This is a genomic window from Chitinophaga sp. (genome assembly GCF_035538455.1).
Lineage (GTDB): Bacteria > Bacteroidota > Bacteroidia > Chitinophagales > Chitinophagaceae > Chitinophaga.
In genome coordinates this window covers 1-26,917 of the sequence record NZ_DATLKJ010000019.1, presented here as the reverse complement: position 1 = coordinate 26,917, position 26,917 = coordinate 1, and the positions used below count along the sequence as shown (strand labels likewise).

Sequence of the window (26,917 nt, the reverse complement as noted above, 5' to 3'; positions counted from 1 at the left end):
TGGCCCTTCAGGTTGTTGTTGTAGAAGTTGAGTGTAGCATAGGCGTTCCACCATTTGAGTATTGGCCAGGAGCCGGAGATGTCAAATGAAAAGCGCCGTTGTGCGCCGAGGTTGGCCCGTTGATATACGATCTTTGAACCGTCTACAGTATCTATCACCTGGTTGAGCAGGTTGCTGGTGTAAGAGTAATTGAGGCTGCTGGTCAGGAACTTATTGAACACATGCATGAGGCTTACCTTGTCTGTGTACTGTGGTACCAGGAAAGGATCTCCCTTATCATATACCAGGATGGTAAGTCTCTTTTCAAACGGATTCAGGTATTGATAGTTCGGCCGGTCTATGCGGCGGCTGTAAAACAGTGCAAATGAGTTCTTCTTATCAAGATCATAAGAAATGGTAGCCGAGGGAAAAACGTCCACATAGGTTCTTTCATTCTCTGTTTTCACGCTGCTCCGCAAGGGTATCAGTACGCCTCTGGCATAGGTCTGCTCTACCCTTACGCCTGCCTGCCATGCAAACCGGCTGTAGGTACGGCTATAGTTGACATACGCGGCGTTTATATTCTCCGTATAGTCGAAGCGGTTAGTTTGTGCAGTATCCATCAGGTCCACGCCTTTCTGCACATTGAAAAAGCTGAAGTCGTTGGTAGATTTTACCAGGCTGCTTTTCCATCCTGCTTCAAATGTTCCGCGGAAGAGTTTCCTTGAATAATCGGCTTTGAAGGCAAAGATATTGATGTCGGAAGATGATTTAATGCGGATGTCTTCGTCGCGGATCTTTTTATTATCGGTAGTATAAAATGTATTAGGCTGGAGGGTATTATCGTCATAGTTGAATTTCACAAAATCCAGGTCGGTTGAAAAGGAAGTACCGGACGTGTCTTTGTAGCGGTAGTTGAGATTGGCAGCAAAGTTCTTACTGTTGGTTTCCTCGTTCACGCCGGAGTACAGGAATGAGTCGATTTTGTCGGCATTCTTCCCGATGGAGGTGAAGGTAAGTGCATCGGACCGGTCGTGGGAGATACCTCCGTTGAACATGGCCCCTATCGTGCTTTTCTTGCTGACAATATAATCCAGGCCGGTTCTGATGGAGTAGGCATCGGTTTTATCATCGCCGTTCATGTTATCATTGTAGTAGATGCTGCTTTTATCGGCCCGTGTGATGGTACGTTCGGAAGTGAGCTTACGGTTATATTGTTCGTTAGCAGCACTTACATTCAGGTATGTGTTGAGGCGGCTGTTGCCGTAATTCAACGACAGGTCATTATTATATTTGGGTGTGAGGCCGTAGGTGAATGTGGTGGAGAGACTTCCGTTCAGTCCATATTTATCATACTTGCGGGTGTTGATGTTGATCAGTCCGCCGGTGCCGGCCGCGTCATACTTTGCGGAAGGATTACTAATTACTTCAATATCCTCTACCTGCGTAGATGACATAGACTTTAACATGGTAACCAGCTCTCTGCGGCTTAACTGCACCAGTTTGTTATTGATCATTACTTTCACGCCACCGGTTCCTTTCAGCAGGATATTGTTCTGATTGTCGACTACCACGCCGGGGAGTTTCTTCAGCAGATCAAATGCATTGAAGCCGGTAGCATTCACGGTATTGTTTACATGGAAGATTACCTTTTCCTTCTTGATTTCTATCTGCGGCTTTCGTCCGGTTACCTTTACTTCTTTGAGATTGGTAGGCTTCATACCAGAGTCAGGCCTCTCCTGTGCAGCTGCATAGGCATATAAAAACAGTAAGGGAACAAAATAAGATAGTCTTAGGATCTTCATGCAATAACGGGTTATAACTTTGTTGTTAGCACATTAAAAATACGGGAATTTATTTAACTCTCAGGTCTGCAATTGGCTGCTTGATAAATTATTGCTTCATCTTATTTTCAAAAATACCTCATTCAAAAAACAAATTCTTCTCAAAATAAAGTGACTACATAACGTGAGCAAGTTGTAAAAATAATATCTGTTATCATTGGCTGTATCACTGTACTATAGCCTATTACAGAACACCGGTACATTATCTCACATCGCCGCAAATATTATTCTCCTGCACTGTCTATTTAAAGGAAAAGAAAATTGACGAAATAAAAAAATAAAAAAAAAGAGTATGGAAATATTATTTCTGTATATTTGAAATCAATGGTCAAATAATGAATTACCCTAAAGCCTTGGTAGTTAACGACAATTAAAATAACCAAAGAACCCAGCGATAGTTTTGTTTTACGATAGTCTAAAATCTGTAACCCGGTTTTACCTGTAAAAATCCTGTAATCAAGTAAACCCGTATTCCCACAAGTCTGTCAATGCTGTTATAAAAATTTCCGGAGTGGGTGAATTTTTATTACGTATTCCACTGGTAGCTCAGTTATGACTGTCATATAACTTTGATCCAGTATCTATATTGCCATCAACGCCACCTTTCATTGCCGTGTGCGCAGCTGAAGGAAGGCATTGTATTGTATTGTATTGTATTGTATTGTATTGCATTGTGTTTTATGAATCTGTTTACGAACCTGGAATTAACCCGTGTATGGATCAGAAATCAATACCGCTTATCACCGTTGAAGAACATCACGAAGCATTCTATGTATGGAGCTATGCTGCCAGGCAACAGCTGATCGCGCCTACCGGCAATTCACTATTGCATGTAGATGAGCACTCCGATATGTCGGCCGGCCGGTTCAAACATCCTATCTATCACCTGAACGGCGATCTGGAGGCTGTCCGCAGATACACTTATGCGGAGTTGCGGATAGACACCTTTCTCAGCGCCGCCATTGTCAGGGGTCTTATTAACCGCATATGCTGGGTAAAGCAGGAACACAATGGTTCTACCGGCAAGGATGTGGAGATGTATATCCGGTCGTTCAATGATGACGGGAAAAAACTGATCATTGCACCGATGCCTGCAGACGAAGGGCAGCAGGAGACGCTGGAATCCGTACGGGCACAGCGTTTCGTATTCTCACGGGCACATACAAACGAAATGCCGGCTATGCCTGACACTATACTGGACATAGACCTTGACTTCTTCTCCTGTGCGGGCAACCCGTACAAGCAGCACACACTTTCCATTGAGGTAAGCAAGGAGCAATATGATGAATATGTAAGCAATCCTTACCACATGCTGAATTACCACTTCACGAGAATATCGGCAGACAAGAAAGATGACCGGCACTACTTCATCATCAACGACTACGATGAAATATACCTGGAGTCCACCTACGTGGATGAAGACACCATACGGAAAAGGATCGATCTGTTTATATCTGAACTGCAGCGAAAAGAGATTGTCCCACAGCTGATCAACATTTGCAGATCGCGGCACAGTGGCTATACGCCGGCTGACCAGTGGGAGTTCATTGAGAATACACTGGTGGGTGAACTTGATAAAATTTATCCTGTGAAGGTGGTTCCGTTCCATACTATCTGAATATTTCCAGCATATACTGAATCCATATGAGAAAAACTAACTGGCTACACGCCTTTCTGCTCATCCTTTTTCCTGTTTGTGTGCATGCGCAATGGAAAGCAGTCTATTACAGGACCGCTATCACTGATACCGCATACGACATCAACACGGATAAGAGCTTGCCTAAAAGCGGGGAACGCGCTTTTCCTGAATACTTTTATTTCGATAATCTCAATAGCATCAGGCAAACTGTCGATTGCAGCAAACCTTATCCCCTTCCCGCGAATGCCGTGTTACCACAGACAGACAAAGACGAGGTGCCTGTATTGTACAGGCAGCTGGACCGTCAGACGGTTTTCGGGCAGAATATGCTGGTAGCTGCACAACGCTTCTACACCAGCAACATCCAGCGCTACAGCGTATACTTCTACAGCGCGCAACGTAAGCAATGGTTCAGGAAGAGCTTCCAGGCTGAATTTCAGGGCTATCAGCTGCCAGTTACAACGCCTGTTGTCAAATGGGATGCTTCTCCGGCAGGTGAGCAGGCTCCTGCTACAGATCAGCTTCTCGTTTCAGTAGTACCTGCGAAAGGCGCGCCGGAGTGGAAGTTCGTAATCGGTGGTTTTGTCATTGGCAACCAGGTGCGCATGGAGGAACCTGTTACACATCCGTTCTTCAAAGATCTGGCGCAGCCTGCACTTACGCATAAATCAGCCGCCGCGTTGCCGCTGCAAAGCGATTTCTTTCATGTATTGCCGGATGAGCTGAATGGCAGCAGCATTCCTTCAAAGATCTATATCCGGCCCACTGATGATAACAAGTATGATCTGCAGGACAGAGCGTTGCTACAGAAAGTGCTAACCTCCTGCCTGAACAACTATCCGTTTTATGCGGAGCGCAGGTTGTCGAAAGCAGATGCACAGCAGGAGCTGAATGCTATCTTCAGCCGTGAAGCCGGCAACACTTACTGTTCACTGGTAGATGCCACTACGGAATTTGTGCGGTCGAAATTTAACGACATGCACTTTTATATAGAGAAGACCAGCAAGGGAGAATGCCCGGTGCCTGCCGAAACGGCTGTCAAGAGCCCGGTCAGACTGATCGACATCAACAACAGCTATTACATTGCCGCCAATTTTGATACTACGGCCTATCATATACACCTTAACGATGAAGTACTTACGATCAATGGGAAGCCTGCCAATGCGGTATTTGACAGCATCGCACGGGCGAGGTACGGCAACAGCCCGGTGACACCGGTAAAGAGGAGCCTGATTGTTTCGTCTATGCTTGACAGGGGTGCCAATGATTCGTGTATACTGTCGGTACGACATAACGGAGAGGGATATACGGAGCAGGCAGCGCTTCATTACGACCGGAAATTCAGCGTACCGGGGAATTTCAGGGCGGTGCAGTGTGAATACCGCAGTTATCCCGGTAATGTGGCTTATTTCAGGATCAATGCCTGGGAACCTTCGGTATATCTTCAGTTCATCAATCACCTGCAGGAATTCAAACAAGCGGCTGCACTGGTTATTGATCTGCGGGGCAACGGCGGCGGTGAGCTGCTGACAGCGATGCAGTTATTCTCTGTGTTTATCGATCAGCCGGCAGATTATTTCCGTTACCTCACTGGCGGTAGCAAGCCGGAGCCGGCTACTATACTGCCACAGCAAGCCTATCAACTCCCGTCTGCTTTACCGGTGGTGCTGCTGGGAGATGCCGTAACGGCCTGCGCATCGGAGACATTCATCCGGGCGATGCAGCAGCGTGGTCATACGCGGTTCATGGCTACCTCTTCCACTGTTGGGACGGTAGCATCCAAGTATGACATCATCTTCCCTTCCGGCATTATTGTACATACAAATGGCATTGAAAGGAAGACCTGTTACAAAACGCCGGAAGATGTAATAGAAACCCACGGCATACAACCTGACGAAACCGTGAAGATCAGCCGTGTGGAGGATCTCCGCCCTTACAAGGATAAAGTGCTTACAGAAGCCATCAGATATTTGTCTGCAGATAAAACGGGTATAGCCGAAAACCGTAGAAAAGAGTAGGCATTAACCGCTTAAACTTTTAAGCCATGAAAGAACCTAAAGTATTTCTGAAAAACGATCAGCATCAGCAGCTCATCAGCCCTAAAAAAAGCGAAGCGCTGTTACCAACACTTGAAGAACCAGGTGAAACTGCACCTTGCTCTTCCAGGGACGTTTGCGGCAAAAGTAACAGCAGCATCGGCGGCAGTGAAGACATTCTTTTCTGATCCCGGTTTATTACCCGGACCACTTACAAGAGGTCCGGGTAACTCTTACAGGCATACGAAATACGAAATTCTACCCCGGGGTCGTGGATAACCCTGACGGGTATACGTAATGATGTCACCTAATGATATTCTGCAGATAAACGGGCCAGCCGAAAACCGTCAGAACAGAGTAGGCATTATCCTCAAAAAAATACAGACCATGAAAGAGTCAAAAGTATTTCTGAAAGAGGGACAGCGTCAGCAGCTGATTATCCCTGCAAAGAGCGAGCACACCACTCCTACCATTGATCCTGTAGAAAATCCCTGCGCTTCAAGAGATGTATGCGGCGCGAGCAACAGCAGCATTGGCGGAAGTGAAGATATCCTCTTCTGATCTCCGTTTCCCGGGCCTCCGCGGAGGCCCGTTTTTTACTGGCAGGTATACGAAAGTACTCCATATGATTCTGCAGATACGGGTCAGCCGAAAACCGTCAAAAAAGAGTAGGCATAACTTGTAAATCTCACACCATGAAAGAACCCAAAGTATTCCTGAAAGACAGCCAGCACCAACAGCTGATCAAACCACAGGCGGCCAATCTTATTACGGAGCAACCTCAGGTTGAGCCTGGAGATTGCACCAGCAGGAATGTATGCGGCCAGAGCAACAGCAACATTGGCGGCAGCGAAGACATCCTGTTCTAAGCATTCTGCTACAGATCTCTCTGGTTTCCGGAGAGATCTGCTGACCGGATTCAGTATACGGGTTTACATATCATTCTGCAGAAACGGGATAGCCGAAAACCGGAAAAAGAGTAGGCATTACTTATAAATCTCACACCATGAAAGAACCCAAAGTATTTCTGAAAGACACTCAGCGTCAGCAGCTGATCAAACCGCAGGCAGCAGATCTTATTGTGGACCAACCCCAGGTTGAGCCAGGAGACTGCCAGACCAGGAATGTCTGCGGCCAGAGCAACAGCAGCATTGGCGGCAGCGAAGACATCCTCTTCTAAGCACTTACCTGCAGATCTCTCCGGTTCCATCCGGGGGGATCTGCTGAGCAGATTCCGGATACGGGTTCTAATATTTCTGCAGATAAACGGGTTAGCCGAAAACCGTATAACAGAGTAGGCATTCACCGCTTAAAACTTCAGCCATGAAAGAAGTAGTATTCCTGAAAGACAATCAGCGCCAGCAGCTGATCCGCCCTGCCAAAGGCGAACAATTCATGCCTCTTGAGCAGCCTGTAGAAACAGAACCAGGCGAATGCCAGACAAGAAATGTGTGCGGCAAGAGCAATAGCAGCATCGGCGGTAGTGAAGACATTCTTTTCTGATCCCCCTCATTCCAGGCTCCCTGACGCTCATGGGGGGAGCCTGGTTATTCCTGTATCCCTTGCCCTAACTTATTCTGCAGATAAAACGGGCATGCCGAAAACCGTACAACAGAGTAGGCGTTAATCGTTAAAATCATCAGTTATGAAAGAAGTGAAAGAACTCACCAGAAACGACCAACAGCAGCTCATCAAACCTCAGGTGAGCCAACGCGCGCCGTTACAAGAACCTAACGAAAGTGAATCAGGCTGCACTACGAGAGACTCCTGCGGAAGAAGCAACAGCAGCATCGGCAGCAGCGAAGACATCCTCTTCTAATTTTACATCCGCTACCAGGCAGTGCAGGCACAGCCTGCATAAATACCTGGTAGCGGTATTCCTGAAAGCAATTAATACAGATACTATGCAATACTTCAAATCCAATTTCTATAATGTGCTGGTACCGGTAGAAGAAGAACAGCAATGGCTTTTATACAACACCCTCAGCGGCGGACTGGAAGTACTGAGCGACGGTGAAGGCGGCCTTTTGTCAGACATCATCAACGGCGGCAGACAGCTCACTGAAGATGAAGTGAATGACAATCCCTTCCTCTCCTATCTTCACCAGCATGAATATATCACTGATATCAGCGAGCCGGAAAGGCAGAACTTCATCGACAATTACAGGAATGGCAAGAAAAGACTGCACGACAAAGAAGTATCGAGTATCTGTCTTACCATCGGCACCACCATTACCTGTAACATGGGATGCCCCTACTGTTTTGAGTTTGAGAAGCCCAACAAATCGCTCCGCAGCGACGACAACATTGAAGCTATCGTTGCTTACCTCGAAGATATTGTGGCCAAAGCGCCTGTTAAGAAATGGCAATCCCTCCTCATCGTATGGTACGGCGGCGAACCGCTGATCAACGCCGGCGCCATTGAAAAGCTCAGTCCGCGGTTCTTTGCATTCTGTGAAAAATACGGCATGGACTACAGCGCCAACATCATCACCAACGGCTTGCTGCTCACTGAAAAAACCTGGACGCTGCTGAAAGAAAACCGTGTGGATCATCTGCAGATCACCATCGACGGACCCGAAGAAACCCATAATAAAAAACGCCCGCTGAAAAACATGAAGGGCGAAAACTATAAAAAGATCCTCTCAAATATTGCGCTGGCGCCGGAAGGTATGGATATTACCATCCGTGTGAATGTGGACAAGGAGATCGCCCGCAGGTGGGATGAGTTCTTCAACGACTTCTACAACTTCGGTATCTGGCCCCAGCACTTCAGGTCTGTACATTTTGCCCCCTCCTGGCTCAGGCCCTATGCAGAGATCACCGATAACGTGGCCAGTGATTATCTTACCAATGAACAGTTCTTCGATGAACTGCAATCATTCCGGATCAAACAACTGGGCCTTTATAATGCATGGGCAACTGACAATGGTCAGCCGCAGGCCAGGCTCCAATGGACGCTGCCGGCATTACAGGAAGACTGCGGCACCTGGGTATCGCCTTACAACATCGTGATAGATCCGCAGGGATATGTGCAGAAATGCTGGGAAACGATCCACGATGCCAGTAATCATATACATCACGTTTCTGAAGGATTCAAGCCGGAGTTGTTTTCCAAATTTGAAGCGTACGACAAAATAGCGCTGAACAACATCTGCAGCAACTGCCAGATACTGCCGGTATGCGACAAACTGCCCTGCGCCTTTGATGCCATCAAAGAAGGCAAGCCGGTGTGCTCCTACTGGAAGGCTAAGCTGCCCGAAAGCCTGAAAACACAATACCTGATGATGAGGAGGCAACCTGAACTGATGGCTGCACCTTTCAGCACAGAGAAAGTGAACGACGGGCACACCAACAAATAACAACGGAGACATACGGCTATGACATGGAAAATACTGCGCAGGTTTTTGTCTTACCTGAAAGGTTACTGGAAGAAGGAAGTACTGCTGTTGCTGCTGATGCTCATAGGCAGCGTGGGAGGGTTGGCATCGCCCTATATACTGAAAGTAATTATTGACGAGGCCTTCCCGACCCACAACTATCACCTGCTGGTGCAGGTGTTGGTGATCCTGGTGTTGATATACATTGCCAGGATTGCGGCGTCCTTCTTCTCTGACTACCTGTATACGTGGGTCAGCACACATGTGGTAATGGACATCAGGCAGGACCTGTTCCGGCAGTTCATCCATATGCCGATGCAGTATTACCTGCATAACAAAACCGGGGATATTGTTTACAAGATCAACAATGAGGTAGATAATATTCAGCATATACTGACAAACAGTATGCTGAGAACATTGAACAACGTTATCACCATCATCGGCCTGATAGTGGCGTTGTGCTGGCTGAACTACAAATTGTTCCTGCTCTCTGCTGCTGTGTTTCCCTTCATCTTCCTTACCATGGCCTGGTTTACCCCACGGATCAGGAAGACGGTAGAGAAATGGCGCCGTAATGAATCAGACATGCTGGGTTATTTTTCAGAATCCTTCCGGAATGTCCGGCTGATAAAGAGTTTCAATATGCAGGACCATGAAGAGAACAGGCTCACCGGGAAATCGTATAGCCTTATCCGTACCACGCTGGAGAATACGGTATACGTATCGCTCAACCGCAACATCCTCACGTTCTTCATTGCACTGGGACCAGTGATTGTGTTGTGGTGGGGCGGCCGCGAGGTATTGTTTTCAGGTATGACCACGGGTGCGCTGGTAGCTTTCATGCAGTACCTTATGCGGCTGTACAGCCCGGCCACAGATATGTTCAGCCTGCACGGAGATATTGTGAGAGCGTCCGTGTCTATGAACAGGATCTCGGAGGTACTGGATCAGCCCTCGCAGGCGGCGCTTTTTGCAGCGCGGAAGAAGGGGTATGATCAGCCCATTTCCGCACTCACGATGGAGCATGTGCATTTCCGCTATAATGATATACCAGTGCTGGAAGATATCTCCCTGCACCTGGAGGCGGGCCGCCGGTATGCGCTGGTAGGTGAAAGCGGCTGCGGTAAAAGTACGCTCGCGGATCTCATCTGTCAGTTTTACCAACCAATAGAGGGCGTTGTTAAAGTGAATGGCCAGCCACTTTCCATTATCAATCCTTATACCTGGATGGACCGCGTGGCAGTGGTAAGCCAGGAATGTCATCTGTTTCACGAATCGGTGCTGGAAAATGTGCGCTACGGTCATGAAGACTGCCCGGAAGATATGGTGGCAGACGCCGTGAGAGCCGTGGGGATACAGATGAAGAACGATAACAGCATCAGCCTGTCTGGTGGCCAGAAACAGCAGATCGCTATTGCGCGCGCGCTGCTGAAACGTGCGGAAATATTTATCCTCGATGAATCCACTTCCGCGATGGATGGTATCAGTGAGAAAAATCTGTTTGATAATATAGCAGGATATTATGAAGGGAAGATCACGTTACTGATCACGCACCGTGTCAGCACGATCACGGTGATGAATGTGGATGAGATCTTCTGCATGCACCAGGGCCGTATTGTGGAGCGTGGCAGTTATAAAGAGCTGTGCGCACGCAGAGGTCATTTCTGGCAGCTCTTCAGAGGGCAGCTGGAGTCGCAGGAGCAGGGCGTGGCCGTATGATATTACTTCCGGTTTCATGAAGCAGTGATCACTGCTCCAAAGGTAATGGCCGGAAAGGTATCCATACCAACATCTCCGCAGGGCCGCGGTTGGCCCATGCATAATACGGTATAGCCGTTACCGGCTGCTGCCGGCTTGCTGCCGTGCCTTGCATCTGCAGCGTCATCACACCGCCGAGCAACTGCGGATTAAAGACGGACAATACGTTCGTCTGTTTATCTACCGTAATACGCTGCACAAGACCCTGATTGTCCGGGCCTTCCAGGCAGAACATCAGCGGACCGCGCTCCAATGCGAACCGGTCCTGATCAGCCTTCACCGGCGCTGCTGCCAGTACCTTCTTCACCTCCATAGGAAACGTGATCATGACCTTATCCCCTTTCTTCCACAAGCGGCTGATCACCGCATATCCTTTTTCAATGGCATATTTCAGGGGTTTTCCATTCAACGTTACCGGGATATTTACCGGTGTGCTGTCATCTTCAAAATAAAGATTGCCGGGCACCGGGTGGTTCACCGCCCAACCGGGAATACGCACCCGCAGCGTGAAATGCAGTGGTCTGGCAGGATTGAGCGTCAGCTCATCTTTTCCATCCCAGGGGTAGCTCGTTTGCTGCACAACTTCCACGCTTCCGGATTTCAGCTGTATGTCTGCCGTATCTCCGGCAAACAGGTTCACGTACAGGTTATCATCCTGCTGCGCATAGATGTAACCAGGCATGGAAGGGAGAAAACGTGTCATGTTAGAGATGCAGCATGCACAGCCAAACCATGCACTCCGTTCATACTTTCCCGCAGAAGCCAGCGGATTTGGATAGAAGAACCGGTCGCCACTCAGGGAGACCCCTGAGAGCAAACCGTTGTACAGTGTGCGTTCCAGCACATCGATATATTTTGCATCACCATGCAGCAGGAACATGCGGCTGTTCCAGTATACGCTGGCGATAGCTGCGCAGGTCTCTGCATACGCCGACATATTCGGAAGATCATAGGCGGCGCCAAAAGCCTCCCCTTCACCGGTAGCGCCGATACCGCCGGTAATATATAGTTTGCGGTATACCACATCTTCCCATATATCATCGATGGCTTTTATATACTGGCGGTCGCCGGTAAGTGCCGCCACATCGGCCATGCCGGTATACATATAGGCAGCGCGTACCGCGTGCCCTACGGCCTCATGCTGGTCTGTTACTTTCTTGTGTGACTGGTTATACTCCTGACTATATTGTGTGCCGGGGCCACGTACATCCAGGAAAAATTTTGCGAGGGTAAGGTATTCCTGCCGGCCCGTAACACGGTACAGGCGCGTCAATCCTGTTTCCACAATCTGGTGTCCGGGGAATACCGAATCCTTTCCTGGTCCGAAGACATGTACCAGCAGATCTGCATTCTTCGTGGCAATGTTCAGCAGTGATCTCTTGCCGGTGGCCTGGAAATGCGCCGATGCAGCTTCAAAGAGATGGCCTGCATTGTACAACTCATGACTGAGGTCTTCTTCCTTCTCCCACCTCCTGACCCCGATCCACTCATGCGGCTTCGCTGCCTTTACAGTACGGAAAGTATACAGGTAACCATCTTTCTCCTGCGCGGCGCCGATGATGCCTATCAACGTATCAAGATAACGTTCCAGCACGGGGTCTGGATGCACCTGTAGTCCATAGGATGCGCCTTCTATGATCTTATACAGATCAGTATCGTCAAATGGTAAAGCTGTAAGCCGATCACCTGGTAGCTTTCCCGCGGCACGCAGAAAATTATCGATCCGGCCGGTTTTCTTACATTGTTCCAATGTATAGGGGATGGTAACATTTATATTGGTGCGGATCTTCGGCGCCCAAAACTGGTCCGTTACCTTTACCCGCGTAAACGCAACCGGCTTTATCGGGTAATCCCGCTGCAGCTGTGCCGTTGCCGCCATATAGCAGTATAACATGCCGGCTACTGCCAGGACCGTCTTTCTCCAGGATGATCGCATATCTTTCTTCATTTTTATCTACTTCAAAATAATAAATATTAATTGTCAAATAAACAATTATTACTGAAATTACATTTAAGTGTCATTCTGACAAGTAAAAGATACAAATCGACTAATATCCGTGCATTATCAGTGAATAACTGCTAAATATTGAGAAAGTGCGGCTATTAGTTTTATGTCAACAACCAAACAGATGAAAAGACGGATTATTCTAAGCCTTGCCCTGATGGGCTGTCAGCTGTTATGCGCCCAATCGTATGTTCCTCTATGGCAGGATGAAAAGATGAGCGTACAGCCGGTGCCGGACATTCGCGCCTACCCGTTTCCACTGGAAGCAGTAACGTTACTGAACAGTCCCTTCAAAACCGCTATGCAGGCGGATGCCCGTTATCTGTTAAAAATAGATCCGGACCGGCTGCTGGCAGCATTCCGCATCAACGCGGGGCTCCCGGCAAAAGGGCTGCAATACAGCGGCTGGGAAACCGGCGGCCTTGCCGGTCATACGATGGGGCACTATTTATCGGCCTGTGCTATGTATTACGCTGCAACAAAGGATACAGCCTATCTCAACCGGGTGAGCTACCTGGTGAATGAACTGGTACAATGTCAGGAAAGTCGCCGCAGCGGATACGTTGGCGCCTTCCCTAATGATATGAAACTATGGGCAGAAGTGGCGGCGGGCAATATCCGTTCCCGCGGCTTCGATCTCAATGGCGGCTGGTCACCCTGGTATACGGTACATAAGATTATGGCAGGGTTGCTGGATGCGTGGCTCTACTGCAACAATGCGCAGGCATGGAAAGCCGGAAAGGCGTTCGCAGACTGGACAGCAGATGAAGTAAGCCGGCTTACGGAAGCGCAGATGCAACAGATGCTGATCTGCGAATATGGCGGCATGGCTGAAACGCTCGCGAATGTCTATGCGCTCAGTGGAGATGAAAAATATCTCGCCCTCTCCCGCCGTTTTTATGACAGACGCGTTCTTGATTCCCTCGCTGCAGGCCGGGATATTCTTCCCGGTAAACATGCCAATACACAGATACCGAAGGTCATCGCTGCTGTTCGCCGTTATGAACTTACGCAGGATACCAAAGATGAGGCCATCGCTCAATTCTTCTGGGAAACCGTTATCCGTGATCATTCCTATGTTAACGGCGGCAACAGTAACTACGAATATTTCGGGGCGGCAAGGCAACTGAACGATGCGTTGACAGACAACACCACCGAAACCTGTAATACCTATAATATGCTGAAGCTGACACGGCATCTGTTTGCCCTGTCGCCGCAGGCAAGGCTGATGGATTATTACGAACGGGCGCTTTACAATCATATCCTCGCGTCGCAGGATCATGAAAGCGGTATGATGTGCTACTTTGTACCGTTACGTATGGGTGGCCGCAAAGAGTTCAGCAACGAGTATGAGACCTTCACCTGTTGCGTAGGGTCTGGTATGGAGAACCATGTGAAATACGGTGAAAGTATTTACTATCGCGGGAAAGACGGAAGCCTTTATGTCAACCTGTTCATCCCTTCCGTACTGGACTGGCATGAAAAAGGCATCCTCTTAAAACAGGAAGGTAACATTCCGGCGGGAAATCGTGTAACCTTTACCGTTAGCACTCCCACACCGGCATCGTTCGTCTTGCGCATCCGTAAGCCCGCCTGGGTAGGTACTGGTGTTGCCTTACAGGTCAATGGCACGGCACAGCGGCTCACTACCGATAGCAGCGACTATCTGGTAATTGAACGTAACTGGCATAACGGCGACCGTATTACACTTACTTTGCCGGCAACAGTATATACCGCAACCATGCCGGATAATACAGCCAGGCAAGCATTCTTTTATGGTCCTGTATTACTGGCAGGCACACTGGGTGAAAAGGAGCCCGACCCGGTAAACGGCGTACCGGTAATTGTAACAGCAGATATGCAACCGGCCTCCTGGCTTAAGCGCACGGATAATCAACAGCTCGTATTCCGTACCAACGGTACAGCGCAGCCGCATGACGTTACGCTCATTCCCTTCAACGAAGTACGCAATGAGCACTATACAGTATACTGGGATGTATTTACCCCTGGCAGCTGGAAACAGCAACAGGCAGTATATACCGCAGAGAAAAGAAAACAACAGGAGCTGGATGCACGCACCATTGATATATTCCGCCCCGGCGAAATGCAGCCTGAGCGTGATCATGCATTTACGGGCGAGCAGGTGAGCACCGAAGGGGCGCATGGCGGTAAATGGCGTATGGCCGGACCGGGAGGCCATTTTTCTTTCACGATGAAAGTATCCCCCGGTAGTCACCATTCATTACAGTGTACATATTGGGGAATGGATAACCGCGACAGAACCTTCGACATCTTCATAGATGATGTGATCATCGCCACAGCAGATATCAATCAATATAAGCAGAGCAAATTCTATCACATCCCTTATACTATTCCGGAAAATCTTACGAAAGGGAAACAGCACGTTACGGTACGCTTCGTTCCCAAAGCAGGCAACAGCGCAGGACCATTGTATGGATGCAGAATAGTGACGGAGTAGCTGTCAGCTGCCAGCCGGCACCAGGTTCAGGACAGTATTAAAGTTAGCGTTATACTTTTTACGGTCTATCCTGTAATAGAAAGCGCCCTTTCTGGAATTGAGCTTGTCTTTGTCCTGGAGTTTTACCAGCAGTTTGGTAGACAGTATCTTCCTGCTGAAGTTGCCTTTATCGAATGTCGTGTTGTAAACGGATTCGTACAGCTGCTGCAGCTGCGGGATCGTGAATTTACCCGGCAACAGTTCCAGCAGCAAAGGGTGCAGGGCAGCCTTGTAACGCAGCTGTTTCTTGGCAAGACCTACCATTTCATTGTGATCAAAGATAAGCTGGGGATGATGGTTAATGGGAAACCATACAGCATGGTAATCATTGTTCAGCGGCTGCTTGTATTGTTTAATATCGATCAGGGCGGTATATGCAACGGACACCGTGCGCTCTACGCTATCGCGTGCCGGGGCGCTGAAAGTATGCAGCTGTTCCATATAGATGCCATCAAGACCGGTCAGGTTTTTCAGTATCCTGCCAGCCGCTCCCTCCGCACTTTCCTCCGGCTGCACAAATCCTCCCACCAGGCTCCACTGGCCTTTGCAAGGCTCAAAGCCCCGCTGTATCAGTAATAGTTTCAGCTCCTGTCCGTCGAATCCGAAAATGATACAATCAACGGCAAATAACATTCTCGTCTCCTGCGAATATCTCTTCATAACTGTGAATTAGCTGATAAAAATACTAATTAACAGGATAATTACCAGAAGCGTATATACAGGGCAGAGAGTATCAGCAATATTGTCACGATTAATACTATAGCAGCCGGGCTTACCCTGAACATCGAAGCATCCAGCGCAAATGCGCGCGGACTTACTTTAGGACCAGTCAGGCTTACCAGCACCATGATGATCATAGTGAACATAAATGCCAGTCCCATGCAGATAAGAAATGGTATTTCATATCCGCCTTTGCCATTGGGATAAGCGGTATAAAGTAATGTTTCATGTCCGAATACCGTTACGGCAAACTGGTTGAAGAACACGCAGAGTGTAAAGCCTGTCACCACGCCCGCGATGGCGGCCGCGCCGGTAGTACGTTTCCAGAACATCCCCAGCAGGAACATGGCAAATACGCCGGGACTGATAAAGCCGGTATACTTCTGGATAAAAGTGAAACCGCCTTCTCCTCCTATCCCCAGCAGATCCCTCCAGGTGAAAAGGATGGCCAGCACCATCGCGATGATCACCACAAGGCGGCCGGTCCATACCAGTTTTTTCTCCGATGCGGCTTTGTTGATATAACGATGATAGATATCAAGCGTGAAGATTGTGGAGATACTGTTTGCCTTACCTGCCAGCGACGCCACGATAGCGGCGGTGAGTGCCGCAATAGATAGCCCTTTCAGCCCGGCGGGCAGGAATCCCAGGATCGCTGCATAAGCACCGTCTTTGCTGCTAAGTCCGGGCAGATGTCCATTCTTTTGCAGCACATAGGCGGCAATCCCCGGCAGCATAACGATCACCGGCATCATTAATTTGAGCAGCGCCGCAAAGAGGATACCGTGGCGCGCAGTCTTGAGATCGGCGCCCAGCGCACGTTGTGTAATATACTGGTTGCATCCCCAGTAGTTCAGGTTCACAATCCACTGCCCCGCGGCATACATGAGTATCCCTGGCAGTACCAGGTATTTATTGATATATTCCTGTGAAGAAGCTGCGTCTGGTTTTTGCAGGATCATGTGGAAGTGGTCCGGCGCGTCTTTCAGCAATGCGTTAAAACCCGCGAGAGCGCTATGCCCCAGCCCAAAGCTTTCGCTAACCAGCGTCAGCGCCATGTAAGTGGTAGCGAGTCCGCCGATGATCAGCACGCCCACCTGCACTACATCTGTATAACCGATCACCTTCATGCCACCCAAAGTAATGATCACCGCAAATACAGACAGGGCAATCATTACAGCATGCAGGTATTCACCGCCCAGCAAACCATTGATGGCCAGTGCGCCGAGGTAAAGGATGGAAGTAAGGTTGACAAACACATACAGAAACAACCAGAACACCGCCATGATCAGCGCCACCGTTTCGTTGTAGCGCGTTTTCAGGAACTGCGGCATCGTGTAGATACGATTCTTCAGGTACACCGGTATAAACCATACTGCAATGATGATCAGTGCCACAGCAGCGATCCATTCATACGCCGCTACCGCAATGCCAACGAAATATCCGTCGCCACTCATCCCGATGAACTGCTCCGCAGAGATATTCGACGCAATAAGCGATGCGCCGATCGCCCACCAGGTGAGTGATCCTTCTGCCAGAAAAAAGTCCTTGGTATCTGTAGCCGTCTTCTTCTTCCGCCGGTATACCCAATAGCCGTATACGGTTACGATGACGAAATAGGTGAAGAAAACAGCCATATCACCAGTAGTGATCATGTTTTTCATAAGGGAATATTTTGCAGTTGGCGTTTAATAGCAGGCGTCATTCCAGCGTAATTCATTGCGGAACTGGCGTAGGTTGGTATGCTTATCGATACGTGCAAGTTCTATCCCTGCTATATCGGCGAAGTCTTCAAGGTGATCAGCGGTGAGCTGCTGACTGTAACAGGTATGATGTGCGCCGCCAGCCAGTATCCAGGCAGTACAGCCTGTTTTCATGTCAGGCCACGGCTCCCATAACACGCGGGCCACGGGCAGCCTGGGCAGGTCCGCAGGCGGCGTTACTGCTTCCACTTCATTCACCAGCAAACGGAAACGATGCCCCATATCCACCAGGGATGCATTGATGGCTGGTCCCGCCGCGCTGTTGAAGATCAGCCTTACCGGATCTGCTTTGCCGCCAATTCCCAGCGGATGCTTCTCGCAGGATGGTTGTCCGTCAGCAATGGATTCACAGATCTCCAGCATATGTGAGCCCAGCACCATAGGATTAGCGGGATCAAAATGATAGGTATAGTCTTCCATAAAGGAGCTGCCGCCGGGTAGGCCGCTGCCCATTACTTTCATGGCTCTCACGAGGGCAGCCGTTTTCCAATCGCCCTCTCCGGCAAATCCATAACCGGCCTTCATCAATCGCTGGACTGAGATACCGGGTAACTGCACCATGCCGTGCAGATCTTCGAAAGTATCTGAGAACCCCTTATAGCGGCCCGCTTCGAGGAATGCTTTCAGGCCCAGTTCTATCCTGGCGGCATCCTTCAGCGCAGGATCTTTCAGCAGTGATGAGGTAATACGGTAGCTGTCTGCATACTCTTTTACGAGCGCTGTCACGGCTTTATCCGGTATATCACGGATCATGGCTACGAGGTCTCCGATGCCATGCGTGTTCACGGAGAAGCCGAACTGTGATTCTGCTTCTACCTTGTCGCCATCCGTAACGGCAACGTAGCGCATGTTATCCCCGAAACGCACAAGGCGCGCGCCCTGCCAGTCGTGCCAGCCTGCAGCGGCACGCGCCCATGCGCCCAGTTCCTGTAGTACACCGATGTCTTGCCAGTGACCGGTGATTACTTTGCGGTTGATACGCATACGGCTCATCATAAATCCGAACTCCCGGTCACCGTGGGCGCTCTGGTTCAGGTTCATGAAGTCCATATCGATTTCTTTCCAGGGAATATCGCGGTTATATTGTGTGTGCAGGTGGCAAATGGGCCTGGACAATGCTTTCAGGCCACGTATCCACATCTTCGCGGGCGAGAAGGTATGCATCCATGTCACGATTCCGATACAATTCGGAGCGGCATTCGCCTCCATGCAAATGGCGTAGATTTCTTCCGGTGTTTTCACGGTTGGTTTATATACAACGGTAACGGGTATACGTGGGTCCCGGTTCAGGCTTTCGGCTATCTCCCGGCTATGTGCGGCCACCTGCTGCAGCACCGCTTCTCCGTATAGGTGCTGACTACCGGTTACAAACCATATCTCAAGTGCTTTCAGGTTGATCATAATATGCTGTTTATTGTCCGTAATAGGAACCAGGTCCATGTTTGCGTTCATAGTGTTTCTTCACCAGCGATGCTTTCAGTCGTGGTGCATTGCCGTTGATCGATTCTGTCAGATGAGCCATCTGCGCCAGCGATTCCAGTACGGCGCTGTTATATACTGCTTTGGCGGGAGTAGCGCCCCAGGTGAAGGGGGCGTGATTGCCTACGAGTATCATTTCAATTTCGAGATATGACAATCCGCGTTGCGTCAGTGTGTCCATGATCTGGAAACCGGTCTGGTATTCATAATCACCGGCGATCATTTCATCGTTCATGGGCGGCGCGCAGGGAATATCCACGGTGTTGTGGTCTGCATGGGTGGTGCCATAGATGGGAATATCGCGCTGACTCTGCGCCCATGCTGTTGCGTAGGTGGAATGCGTATGCACAATACCGCCTGCCTGTTCCCAGTGCCGGTACAGCACCGCATGGGTGGGTGTATCGGAAGAGGGCCGCAGCCGGCCATCCACCACTTTGCCATCAAAGTCCACGATGACCATTTTCTCCGGCGACAACTCCCCATAAGGGACACCGCTGGGCTCGATGGCAAACACGCCCAGCTGATGATCTGCTGCGCTGACATTGCCGAAGGTGAAGATCACGAGCCCCAATGCCGGCAGCTGCATATTCGCCTCGTAGGCGGCCTGCCTGATATGTTTGTATTGCTCCATAGAAAGATCAGTCTGTGTTGAAGGCGGCAGTAAAAGCGCCCAATGCTGTGTAATGCCGGTACCTGTTTTCGTATATACCTATCCGTTGTTTATCCGGTTGAAAGGTGCGTTCAAAGCCAGTCCCCATGCAGTCCATCGCGTCTTCCACCCTGCTGAAAATACCGGCGGCGGTGGCGGCGAACATGGCGGCGCCCAGTGCGCAGGTCTGTTCTGAGCGGTGAATGCGGATCGGCATATTCATGACGTCTGCCATCAGCTGCATGATAAAGGGCGATTTCCTGGCTACCCCGCCGATACCGATCAAGCCTTTTACCGGCACGCCTTCCCGCTTAAAGCGGTCTACAATAGCTCTGGCGCCGAAACAGGTAGATTCTGCCACGGCCCTGAAAATACGGGGGGCGTCTGTAGCGAGGTTGAGGCCTGTGAGCGCAGCGCGGAGCGACTGGTCTGCATCCGGTGTGCGGCGACCGTTAAGCCAGTCGGTGCCCAGTTCGCTCATGGGCTCCGGTTCCAGTTGCGCGGCCTGCACAGACAATTCCGTAATCATCCGCGCGCTGCATTCCTGGATGAGCTGTGTGGCGAGCCCCGGCTCCAGCAGCGGTGAGGTAAGCAGCAACTGTTCCAACGGCCAGGCCAGTATGTTGCTGAACCAGGCGTAGGCATCCCCGAAAGCAGACTGGCCGGCTTCCATGCCCATCATACCGGGAATAACAGAACCCGGTACCTGTCCGCATATCCCTTTCACCAGCTTACGCTCCATTTCCTCCATGGGCGCCACGAGCATGTCGCAGGTGGAGGTACCCATTACCTTACTGAGATAATAAGGTTCGATTTGTCCGCCTACGGCGCCCATGTGCGCATCAAAAGCGCCGGAGCCAATCACTACGCTGGTGGAAAGGCCCAGTCTTTCTGCCCATTCCGGGCAGAGAAGACCAGCGGCCTCGTTGGCGGTATATGTTCTTGTAAAGAGTCGATGGGTGAATCCTTGCAGCAACGGATCGATGGCGGTGAAGAAAGCATCGGGGGGCAGACCGCCGAATTCCTTTGCGAACAGGGCTTTATGGCCTGCGCTGCAGATGCCGCGTTTCAGCTGGCTCACATGCGTTCCGCCGGACAGCAGGAAGGGTATCCAGTCGCAATGTTCGACCCAGGAATAAGTAGCCTCTCTAACGGCGGCGTCCATACGAAGTACATGCAGTAGTTTTGCCCAGAACCATTCAGAAGAATAGACGCCGCCCACGAAGCGCAGGTAGTTGCCGCCAAAAGAGGCGGCAGTGGCGTTGATGACGGCAGCCTCCTTTAATGCTGTGTGATCTTTCCACAGTACAAACATGGCATTGGGATTATCCCGGAAGGCTGGTGTCAGCGCCAGCGGCGTGCCTGTTTCATCGACAGCCACGGGCGTAGAGCCGGTTGTATCTACAGAGATAGCACGGATGCCGGCGGCTACGGTGCTACCGGCCTTCTTTACGCATTGCCGGATGGTGGCTTCCAGGCCTTCTATATAATCCAGCGGGTGCTGCCGGAAGCGGCTGAGCGCCGCATTGCAATACAGCCCGTCTCTCCAGCGTGGATAGTAAAATACGGCGGAGGCTATCTCATCCCCGTTACGCACATCGGCGATGATGGACCGGACAGAATCTGTACCGAAGTCCACTCCTATTACATAAGAAGCACTCATTATTATTGTAAAATTGACACTTATTATAAACGGTCATATAAATGCCAGGGGCATGTGAATATGCCCTTAGCTGTCTGACCTGAACGCGAAGGAGTTTGTTCTCATAACGTGGCGGAATTGATCTTCCGGTAACAGTATCCATCGTGTGGATTCAAAAGAACAAAATAATTGTCAATTACACAATTAAAACAAGAAATATTTTTTATCCGGGGCGAAAGAAAGGAATCATACAAAAAAGGCAGGCTGTCAGGCTATCTTTTCCGGAACGGTACGCGGAGTGCGTTTCATGCGCATAAGAATGACCAGTGCAGAACTGATGGTAAGTACGCCTATAACCGCCACAGCAGCGTTAATACCCAGTGTATCGGCAATCAGGCCGGTGAGGATGGCGCCGATGGCATATCCTGCATCCCGCCAGAGACGGAACACGCCCAGGCTGCCCGCACGGTCGGCCGGATGTGTGTTCTCAGCAACAGTAGCCAGAAAAGTAGGATAGACAATTGCAGTGCCTGCGCCTAAAATAACGGAGAGCACTATGTAATGCCACATTGTAGCAGCATACAGGAAAAAAATCAACGCAATGCCCTGCATCAGCATACCGGTAAACAGCAGGTTTTTCTTGCTGAAATGGTCGGCCATTTTCCCGGTGAATAATTGTCCGAGCCCCCAGACGGCGGGATAGACAGACGTTACCACGCCAACCTGCTCCAGTGTAAATCCTTTGGATGCCAGGAGAATGGGAAATATTCCCCAGGCCATACCGTCATTCAGGTTGTTGATGAGCCCTGCCTGGGTAACGGCGCCCAGGTTATTATTTTCCCATGTTGTTTCCCGGAATACGTGCCGTAGCCGGGGAATGTTGCTGGTAGCGGTTTCCGCGGCTACGTGATGCCGGGTATCCTTCACCAGCAGCCAGCTGCCCAGTAATCCCGCTACCGATAATACAATGCCCAAATAAAAGGGATATGGGCGTAAACCATACCGGGCTGCTATCCATCCGGTAAGAAAAGCAACAATGGCTACCGACAGGTAGCCGGCAAATTCGTTCAGTCCCATTGCAAAGCCGCGCTGCTTCTCTCCCACCAGGTCGATCTTCATTACTACCGTACTGCTCCAGGTAAGTCCCTGGTTGACACCCAGCAGCACGTTCGCCGCAATGATCCAGTTCCAGCTGCCTGCAAACATCAGGATGAAGGGGACGGGAATGCCAATGATCCATCCGATCACCAGCAGATTCTTACGCCCTACCTTGTTGGCTAGCGCGCCGGTAAAGTAATTGGTCAAAGCCTTCACGATACCGAAAACGATGATAAAGGAAAGTATGGCTGTTTTAGCCGCAATAGAAAATTCAGCTTCCGCTATCTGCGGCAGGATACTTCTCTCCAATCCCACCATACCGCCAACAAAAGCGTTGATAATGACCAGCAGGGTAAATTGTTTCCAATTCTCTCTCAACCCCAGCGCTACGTGCTTCATGATTTGTGTACGAAAGTTTATTTAAGAAACGGCGCACCGGTTGGCCCCTGCTTCGAGGTCGGTGGCATTATCGTCAGCAGGTTCTCCTTTCAGGTTCTTCTCTACAATGGATAAATAGTTGGCTGGCGTGGGTGGTATTTTCTGCAACAGCGTGTTAATGAAATGCGCTTCGGTACCTTGCAGTAAAGGAATATGTTTCCTCGTTTCCCCGATGGTAACACTGATCATGACGCCATCAAATGCCACCGGCTTGTCCGTATGTGCCGGAAGTATGGCAACCTTATCAGGTAAAGAAAGCAGCTTTCCTAACGATTGATAAAGCAGCGTCGCTTTCTGCCTGCTTTCCTCTTCACTGGCTTTCAGATCAGGCCGCCCCACCCCATTGGTAAACAGGGTATCTCCTGTCAGTACTATTTCATCTTCCACATAAAAACTTAAGCTGTCTAAAGTATGCCCGGGCGTAAGAATCGTATGCAGTTTTATACTTCCTACATGAAAGACAGTATCCGCTGTGATACCGTTAAAAGCAAACTGTACTTTGCAGGACGCAGGCAGGAACAACGGCGCCTGAAATAAGGCAGCTGCTTCTCTGGATCTCGACAAATGATCCGCATGTATATGCGTCTCCATCACATATTTTATGGAAAGACCGTATTGCCGTACCAGTTGCTGGTATACTTCCAGCGGAAGTGAAGCATCAATAATAACAGCTTCTTTAGCCGAAGCAATGATGTACGATAAACAACCTTTGCCGGTGCGCCGGAGTTGTAATACTTCGAACCCGTTAAACTGCCGGTGAGCAACATTCCACGCAGTACCCCACGCTTTCATGCCGCCCTCGAGCGAATAGGCAGGTATTCCTTTTTGCCTTAGCGCATTGGATGCGATGACACTCGTTCTGCCAGCGGCGCATACTGTTACCACCTTATGGCCTTCCGGGATCACTATTTCATCCAGTACTGTGTAGTCTCCCTCACGAAGACGTTTGTAAGCGTCAATGTGATGGCTGCCTGGAATCTGCCACTCTTCCCTTTCGGCCGCGGGACGTACATCCAGTATGAAAACCCGTTCCTGGTTTTCCATCCATTCTCTTAGCGTACCGACACTGATCGTGTTGTTTGAAGCGTCCATATGACAATCATTTAATTAGTATTTTTATAGAATATCTTTCGCCGCGAATTTCAGCTTCCAATCCGGGTACCCCTCCTCCAGCCTTCTGGCTTTGTACCCTTTGGCGGAAAGCAACTGCACCGCTTCATCTGCAAATACGCAAAAGATCCCACGGCAATAGGCAATGTATTGTTTGGACTTGCTCAGTTCCTGCAAGCGCGTGGCCAGTTGGTCCACCGGGATGTTGATGGCCTTTGGAATATGGCCGGCTTCGAACTCCTGCTCCGGTCTTACGTCGAGCAATACAACATTCCTTGACTCCATCCGCGTCACCAGCTCTTCCAGGTTTACTGCATCCAGGCTGTTCTTTGCGCCTCTGTAATCTTTCACCAGCCTGCCTATTTCTGCAAAGCTGTCCATACCTATGGCGCGCAGGTCTTTCCATAACCGGAGCACATTGGTGTTTGCCAGCCGGTAGTAAATAAACTTACCCTCCCGGCGTATCTGCAATAAGTTGGATTGTTTGAGCATCTGCAGGTGCTGGGAAGCATTTGCCACAGACATATGGGTTTCATTGGCTATTTCTTCTACAGACCGTTCTCCCTGGCTGAGCAGGTCAATAATTTCCAGGCGGTGAGCGTTGGCCATTGCTTTTACCAGCTGTGCCAATATGGTATAAACCTGGTCTTTGAATTCCCTTTTTTGCATACCATTTCAGATTTGTACCGCAAAGGTAAGTAACCTCATTCAATCATTCAATAAATTTATTGAATGAAATGGTAAAAGTTGTCCGAATTAGCGCTGGTACCGCAATCTGGTAACAAACCCTAAGTGTAACTTTATCTGTTCTTACATTTTTTCTGCATCCTTAAAATCTACCAATATGGAAAGAAATGAAATACCGGGCAAAGCATTAACCAGGAGCCAGCTGATGGCCGTTAGAGGCGGAAGGTCTATCATTCTTTATTGCACAAACGCTACCTATCTTAACTGCCGGTCGCTCTGTGACCATAATCTTCAATGTTCAAATGTAGACTATAACCCCTTTACCGGCCTTTGTTGTCTTTATTCCATCTGATCACCATTTAATATTCTCTCTGCATTTACCTTTGATGACTTTGTATCTGCGGGAAGAACGATCACGTCGTCTTGTGTAGATGTAATCTTTTAAAGGTAAGATCTTTATCTTCCGGCAGAAAGGACTGCCATAATATGCAGGGACGCATGACCGCGATCCTGCATATTTTTTTGAAACCGCCCCGACCATTTATCAAATTTCTATTTGAATTATTCTGCTAAATCCTATATTTACAAATATGTTCGAACATAAGAACATAATCAGAGAAGTGGGGATCAACGAGTGAGGTGAATAAAATATCAGCCAACAACAAAATAGTATGACTGATAGCGTTGCACAATAGTATTAACAGCCAATATCTATAGACGGTACGCGATCTTATTTAGTGAACAAAGCACGTATTTATGTTCCATCGTTATGTAATTGCCTCCTTCGGCATCTTAGTCATTTTTTCCGCCTGCAATGGGCATGTACAGGAGCAAACAGCTGAAGTAATGCCCGACACCGTGGATTACAATTTCCACATCAGGCCCATTCTGTCAGACCGCTGCTTTGCCTGTCATGGTCCCGACGCCAACAAACGCGAGGCCGGCCTCCGCCTGGACATTGCAGACAGCGCCTATAAAGCGTTGAAAGAAACACCCGGCGCACATGCGCTGGTACCTGGCAACCCGCTGGCATCCGCCGTATACCAGCGGATCAGCACCACAGACACTTCCATGCGCATGCCTCCCCCTTCCACCAACATGACGCTCAGCGCCTTCGAGGTCAGGCTGATTGAAAAGTGGATCAAACAGGGTGCGAAGTATAAACCTCACTGGGCTTTTGTAACACCTTCCACACCATCATTGCCACAAGTGGAAGATCAAAAGTGGGCACGCAATGAAATTGACCGGTTCACTTTCACGCAGATGAAAAGCAAAGGCCTGTCGCCCAATCCCACTGCGGATCATGAGCGGCTGCTCAAGCGCCTCTGCCTGGACCTTACCGGCCTGCCCCCGTCTCCTGACAGAATGGAGCGCTTCGCAAAAGATACCACCGACAAAGGCTATGAACACATGGTGGACGAACTGCTGCAAGACAGCGCCTATGGTGAGAAAATGGCCGTTCACTGGATGGACATTGCCCGCTATGCCGATTCACACGGCTACCAGGACGACAACTACCGCAGCATGTGGCCCTGGCGCGACTGGGTTATCCATGCCTTCAACAACAACCTCTCCTATAAAGACTTTATCACCTGGCAACTTGCCGGCGATATGATACCCAATGCCTCCCGCGAACAGCTGCTGGCATCAGGCTTCAACCGCAATCATAAAATAACGGAAGAAGGCGGCGTAATAGATGAAGAATACCGCACAGAATATGTCACTGACCGGACCAACACATTCGGTAAAAGCATGCTGGGTATTACCATTGAATGCGCCCACTGTCACGATCATAAATATGACCCTTTCTCACAGAAAGAATATTATGAACTGTTTGCCTTTTTCAACAATGTAAAGGAAGTAGGCCTGGAATCAGTAGTGGGGGGCGCTGAAACATATGCCAAGAAACCGTATATGGAGATCACGCGTGAAGACCTTAACGGCGTACTACGCTTCATCAACAAACAGGATACAAACAAACTGATCGTATCTGTGATGGGAGAAAGAGATACTACGCGCAAAACGTACGTACTTGGCCGTGGTAACTACGACAACCCCACCATTGAAGTGACACCAGGTACACCACACGCTGTTCTCCCATTCAGCACCGCCCTGTACCCTTCCAACAGGCTGGGTTTGGCCGGATGGTTGTTTGACCAGAAGAATCCACTG

At 49.6% G+C, this 26,917-nt stretch carries 23 protein-coding genes; 13 read left to right on the top strand and 10 right to left on the bottom strand.

Features of this window, described 5'->3' with window-relative positions; translation table 11 throughout:
- A partial coding sequence (locus tag VM802_RS01800; RefSeq protein ID WP_325527341.1) for an outer membrane beta-barrel protein occupies window positions 1–1,784 on the bottom strand: 1,784 nt, incomplete at its 3' end.
- 754 nt (window positions 1,785–2,538) lie between these two features.
- Here VM802_RS01800 and VM802_RS01795 point away from each other — a divergent pair.
- The 10 genes from VM802_RS01795 to VM802_RS01750 all read left to right on the top strand — a co-directional run bounded on the left by VM802_RS01795 (window position 2,539) and on the right by VM802_RS01750 (window position 10,597).
- The gene (locus VM802_RS01795; protein WP_325527339.1) at window positions 2,539–3,441 is read left to right on the top strand and encodes a peptide arginase family protein; all 903 of its coding nucleotides are present in this window, start codon (window positions 2,539–2,541) and stop codon (window positions 3,439–3,441) included.
- 26 nt (window positions 3,442–3,467) lie between these two features.
- Window positions 3,468–5,480, top strand: coding sequence for a S41 family peptidase (locus VM802_RS01790; RefSeq protein WP_325527336.1), 2,013 nt, complete (start codon window positions 3,468–3,470; stop codon window positions 5,478–5,480).
- A 26-nt stretch (window positions 5,481–5,506) separates the two neighbouring features.
- On the top strand, window positions 5,507–5,686 hold the full coding sequence (locus VM802_RS01785; protein WP_325527334.1) for a hypothetical protein: 180 nt from the start codon (window positions 5,507–5,509) through the stop codon (window positions 5,684–5,686).
- A gap of 199 nt (window positions 5,687–5,885) precedes the next feature.
- Window positions 5,886–6,059: a hypothetical protein gene (locus tag VM802_RS01780; RefSeq protein WP_325527332.1), complete on the top strand. Its 174-nt coding sequence runs from the start codon at window positions 5,886–5,888 to the stop codon at window positions 6,057–6,059.
- A gap of 134 nt (window positions 6,060–6,193) precedes the next feature.
- Window positions 6,194–6,367: a hypothetical protein gene (locus VM802_RS01775; RefSeq protein WP_325527330.1), complete on the top strand. Its 174-nt coding sequence runs from the start codon at window positions 6,194–6,196 to the stop codon at window positions 6,365–6,367.
- A gap of 137 nt (window positions 6,368–6,504) precedes the next feature.
- Window positions 6,505–6,678, top strand: a complete 174-nt coding sequence (locus VM802_RS01770) for a hypothetical protein (protein WP_325527328.1) — start codon at window positions 6,505–6,507, stop codon at window positions 6,676–6,678.
- A 143-nt stretch (window positions 6,679–6,821) separates the two neighbouring features.
- Window positions 6,822–7,001: a hypothetical protein gene (locus tag VM802_RS01765; RefSeq protein WP_325527326.1), complete on the top strand. Its 180-nt coding sequence runs from the start codon at window positions 6,822–6,824 to the stop codon at window positions 6,999–7,001.
- A gap of 142 nt (window positions 7,002–7,143) precedes the next feature.
- The gene (locus VM802_RS01760) at window positions 7,144–7,317 is read left to right on the top strand and encodes a hypothetical protein (RefSeq protein ID WP_325527324.1); all 174 of its coding nucleotides are present in this window, start codon (window positions 7,144–7,146) and stop codon (window positions 7,315–7,317) included.
- Entirely contained in the window at window positions 7,238–8,860 is a 1,623-nt protein-coding gene (locus VM802_RS01755) for a FlmE/OhkG family radical SAM/SPASM peptide maturase (protein ID WP_325527322.1), read from the top strand. The genes VM802_RS01760 and VM802_RS01755 overlap by 80 nt, the downstream gene beginning before the upstream one ends.
- 18 nt (window positions 8,861–8,878) lie before the next feature.
- Window positions 8,879–10,597 carry an ABC transporter ATP-binding protein gene (locus tag VM802_RS01750; RefSeq protein WP_325527320.1) on the top strand — a complete coding sequence of 573 codons (1,719 nt, stop codon included), beginning with the start codon at window positions 8,879–8,881 and terminating at the stop codon, window positions 10,595–10,597.
- A 28-nt stretch (window positions 10,598–10,625) separates the two neighbouring features.
- On the opposite strand, the gene VM802_RS01745 is transcribed toward VM802_RS01750, so the two are convergent.
- Window positions 10,626–12,572 (bottom strand): glycoside hydrolase family 127 protein, encoded by a 1,947-nt coding sequence (locus VM802_RS01745; protein WP_325527318.1) that lies wholly within the window; start codon window positions 12,570–12,572, stop codon window positions 10,626–10,628.
- A gap of 193 nt (window positions 12,573–12,765) precedes the next feature.
- On the opposite strand from VM802_RS01745, the gene VM802_RS01740 reads away from it, so the two are divergent.
- Window positions 12,766–15,120: a beta-L-arabinofuranosidase domain-containing protein gene (locus VM802_RS01740; protein WP_325527316.1), complete on the top strand. Its 2,355-nt coding sequence runs from the start codon at window positions 12,766–12,768 to the stop codon at window positions 15,118–15,120.
- Between the two features lie 3 nt (window positions 15,121–15,123).
- On the opposite strand, the gene VM802_RS01735 is transcribed toward VM802_RS01740, so the two are convergent.
- The 8 genes from VM802_RS01735 to VM802_RS01700 form a co-directional block, all read right to left on the bottom strand.
- Complete coding sequence (locus VM802_RS01735; RefSeq protein ID WP_325527314.1) at window positions 15,124–15,819, bottom strand: NUDIX hydrolase; 696 nt, start codon at window positions 15,817–15,819, stop codon at window positions 15,124–15,126.
- Window positions 15,820–15,860: 41 nt separating this feature from the next.
- Window positions 15,861–17,543, bottom strand: coding sequence for a sodium:solute symporter family transporter (locus tag VM802_RS01730; RefSeq protein ID WP_325527312.1), 1,683 nt, complete (start codon window positions 17,541–17,543; stop codon window positions 15,861–15,863).
- 24 nt (window positions 17,544–17,567) lie between these two features.
- On the bottom strand, window positions 17,568–19,094 hold the full coding sequence (gene araA / locus VM802_RS01725) for an L-arabinose isomerase (protein WP_325527310.1): 1,527 nt from the start codon (window positions 19,092–19,094) through the stop codon (window positions 17,568–17,570).
- Window positions 19,054–19,752 (bottom strand): L-ribulose-5-phosphate 4-epimerase AraD, encoded by a 699-nt coding sequence (gene araD / locus VM802_RS01720; protein ID WP_325527308.1) that lies wholly within the window; start codon window positions 19,750–19,752, stop codon window positions 19,054–19,056. Before araD ends, araA begins: the two co-directional genes overlap by 41 nt.
- A 7-nt stretch (window positions 19,753–19,759) precedes the next feature.
- The gene (locus VM802_RS01715) at window positions 19,760–21,433 is read right to left on the bottom strand and encodes a ribulokinase (RefSeq protein WP_325527306.1); all 1,674 of its coding nucleotides are present in this window, start codon (window positions 21,431–21,433) and stop codon (window positions 19,760–19,762) included.
- A gap of 246 nt (window positions 21,434–21,679) precedes the next feature.
- Complete coding sequence (locus VM802_RS01710; RefSeq protein WP_325527304.1) at window positions 21,680–22,909, bottom strand: MFS transporter; 1,230 nt, start codon at window positions 22,907–22,909, stop codon at window positions 21,680–21,682.
- Window positions 22,910–22,930: 21 nt separating this feature from the next.
- Window positions 22,931–24,040, bottom strand: a complete 1,110-nt coding sequence (locus VM802_RS01705) for an MBL fold metallo-hydrolase (protein WP_325527302.1) — start codon at window positions 24,038–24,040, stop codon at window positions 22,931–22,933.
- 24 nt (window positions 24,041–24,064) lie between these two features.
- Window positions 24,065–24,727 (bottom strand): ArsR/SmtB family transcription factor, encoded by a 663-nt coding sequence (locus VM802_RS01700; RefSeq protein WP_325527300.1) that lies wholly within the window; start codon window positions 24,725–24,727, stop codon window positions 24,065–24,067.
- A 175-nt stretch (window positions 24,728–24,902) separates the two neighbouring features.
- Between VM802_RS01700 and VM802_RS01695 the strand changes: the two genes are divergently transcribed.
- Entirely contained in the window at window positions 24,903–25,097 is a 195-nt protein-coding gene (locus tag VM802_RS01695) for a hypothetical protein (RefSeq protein WP_325527298.1), read from the top strand.
- 404 nt (window positions 25,098–25,501) lie between these two features.
- Window positions 25,502–26,917: DUF1549 domain-containing protein (locus VM802_RS01690; RefSeq protein WP_325527296.1), on the top strand; the 1,416-nt coding region annotated here is incomplete at its 3' end.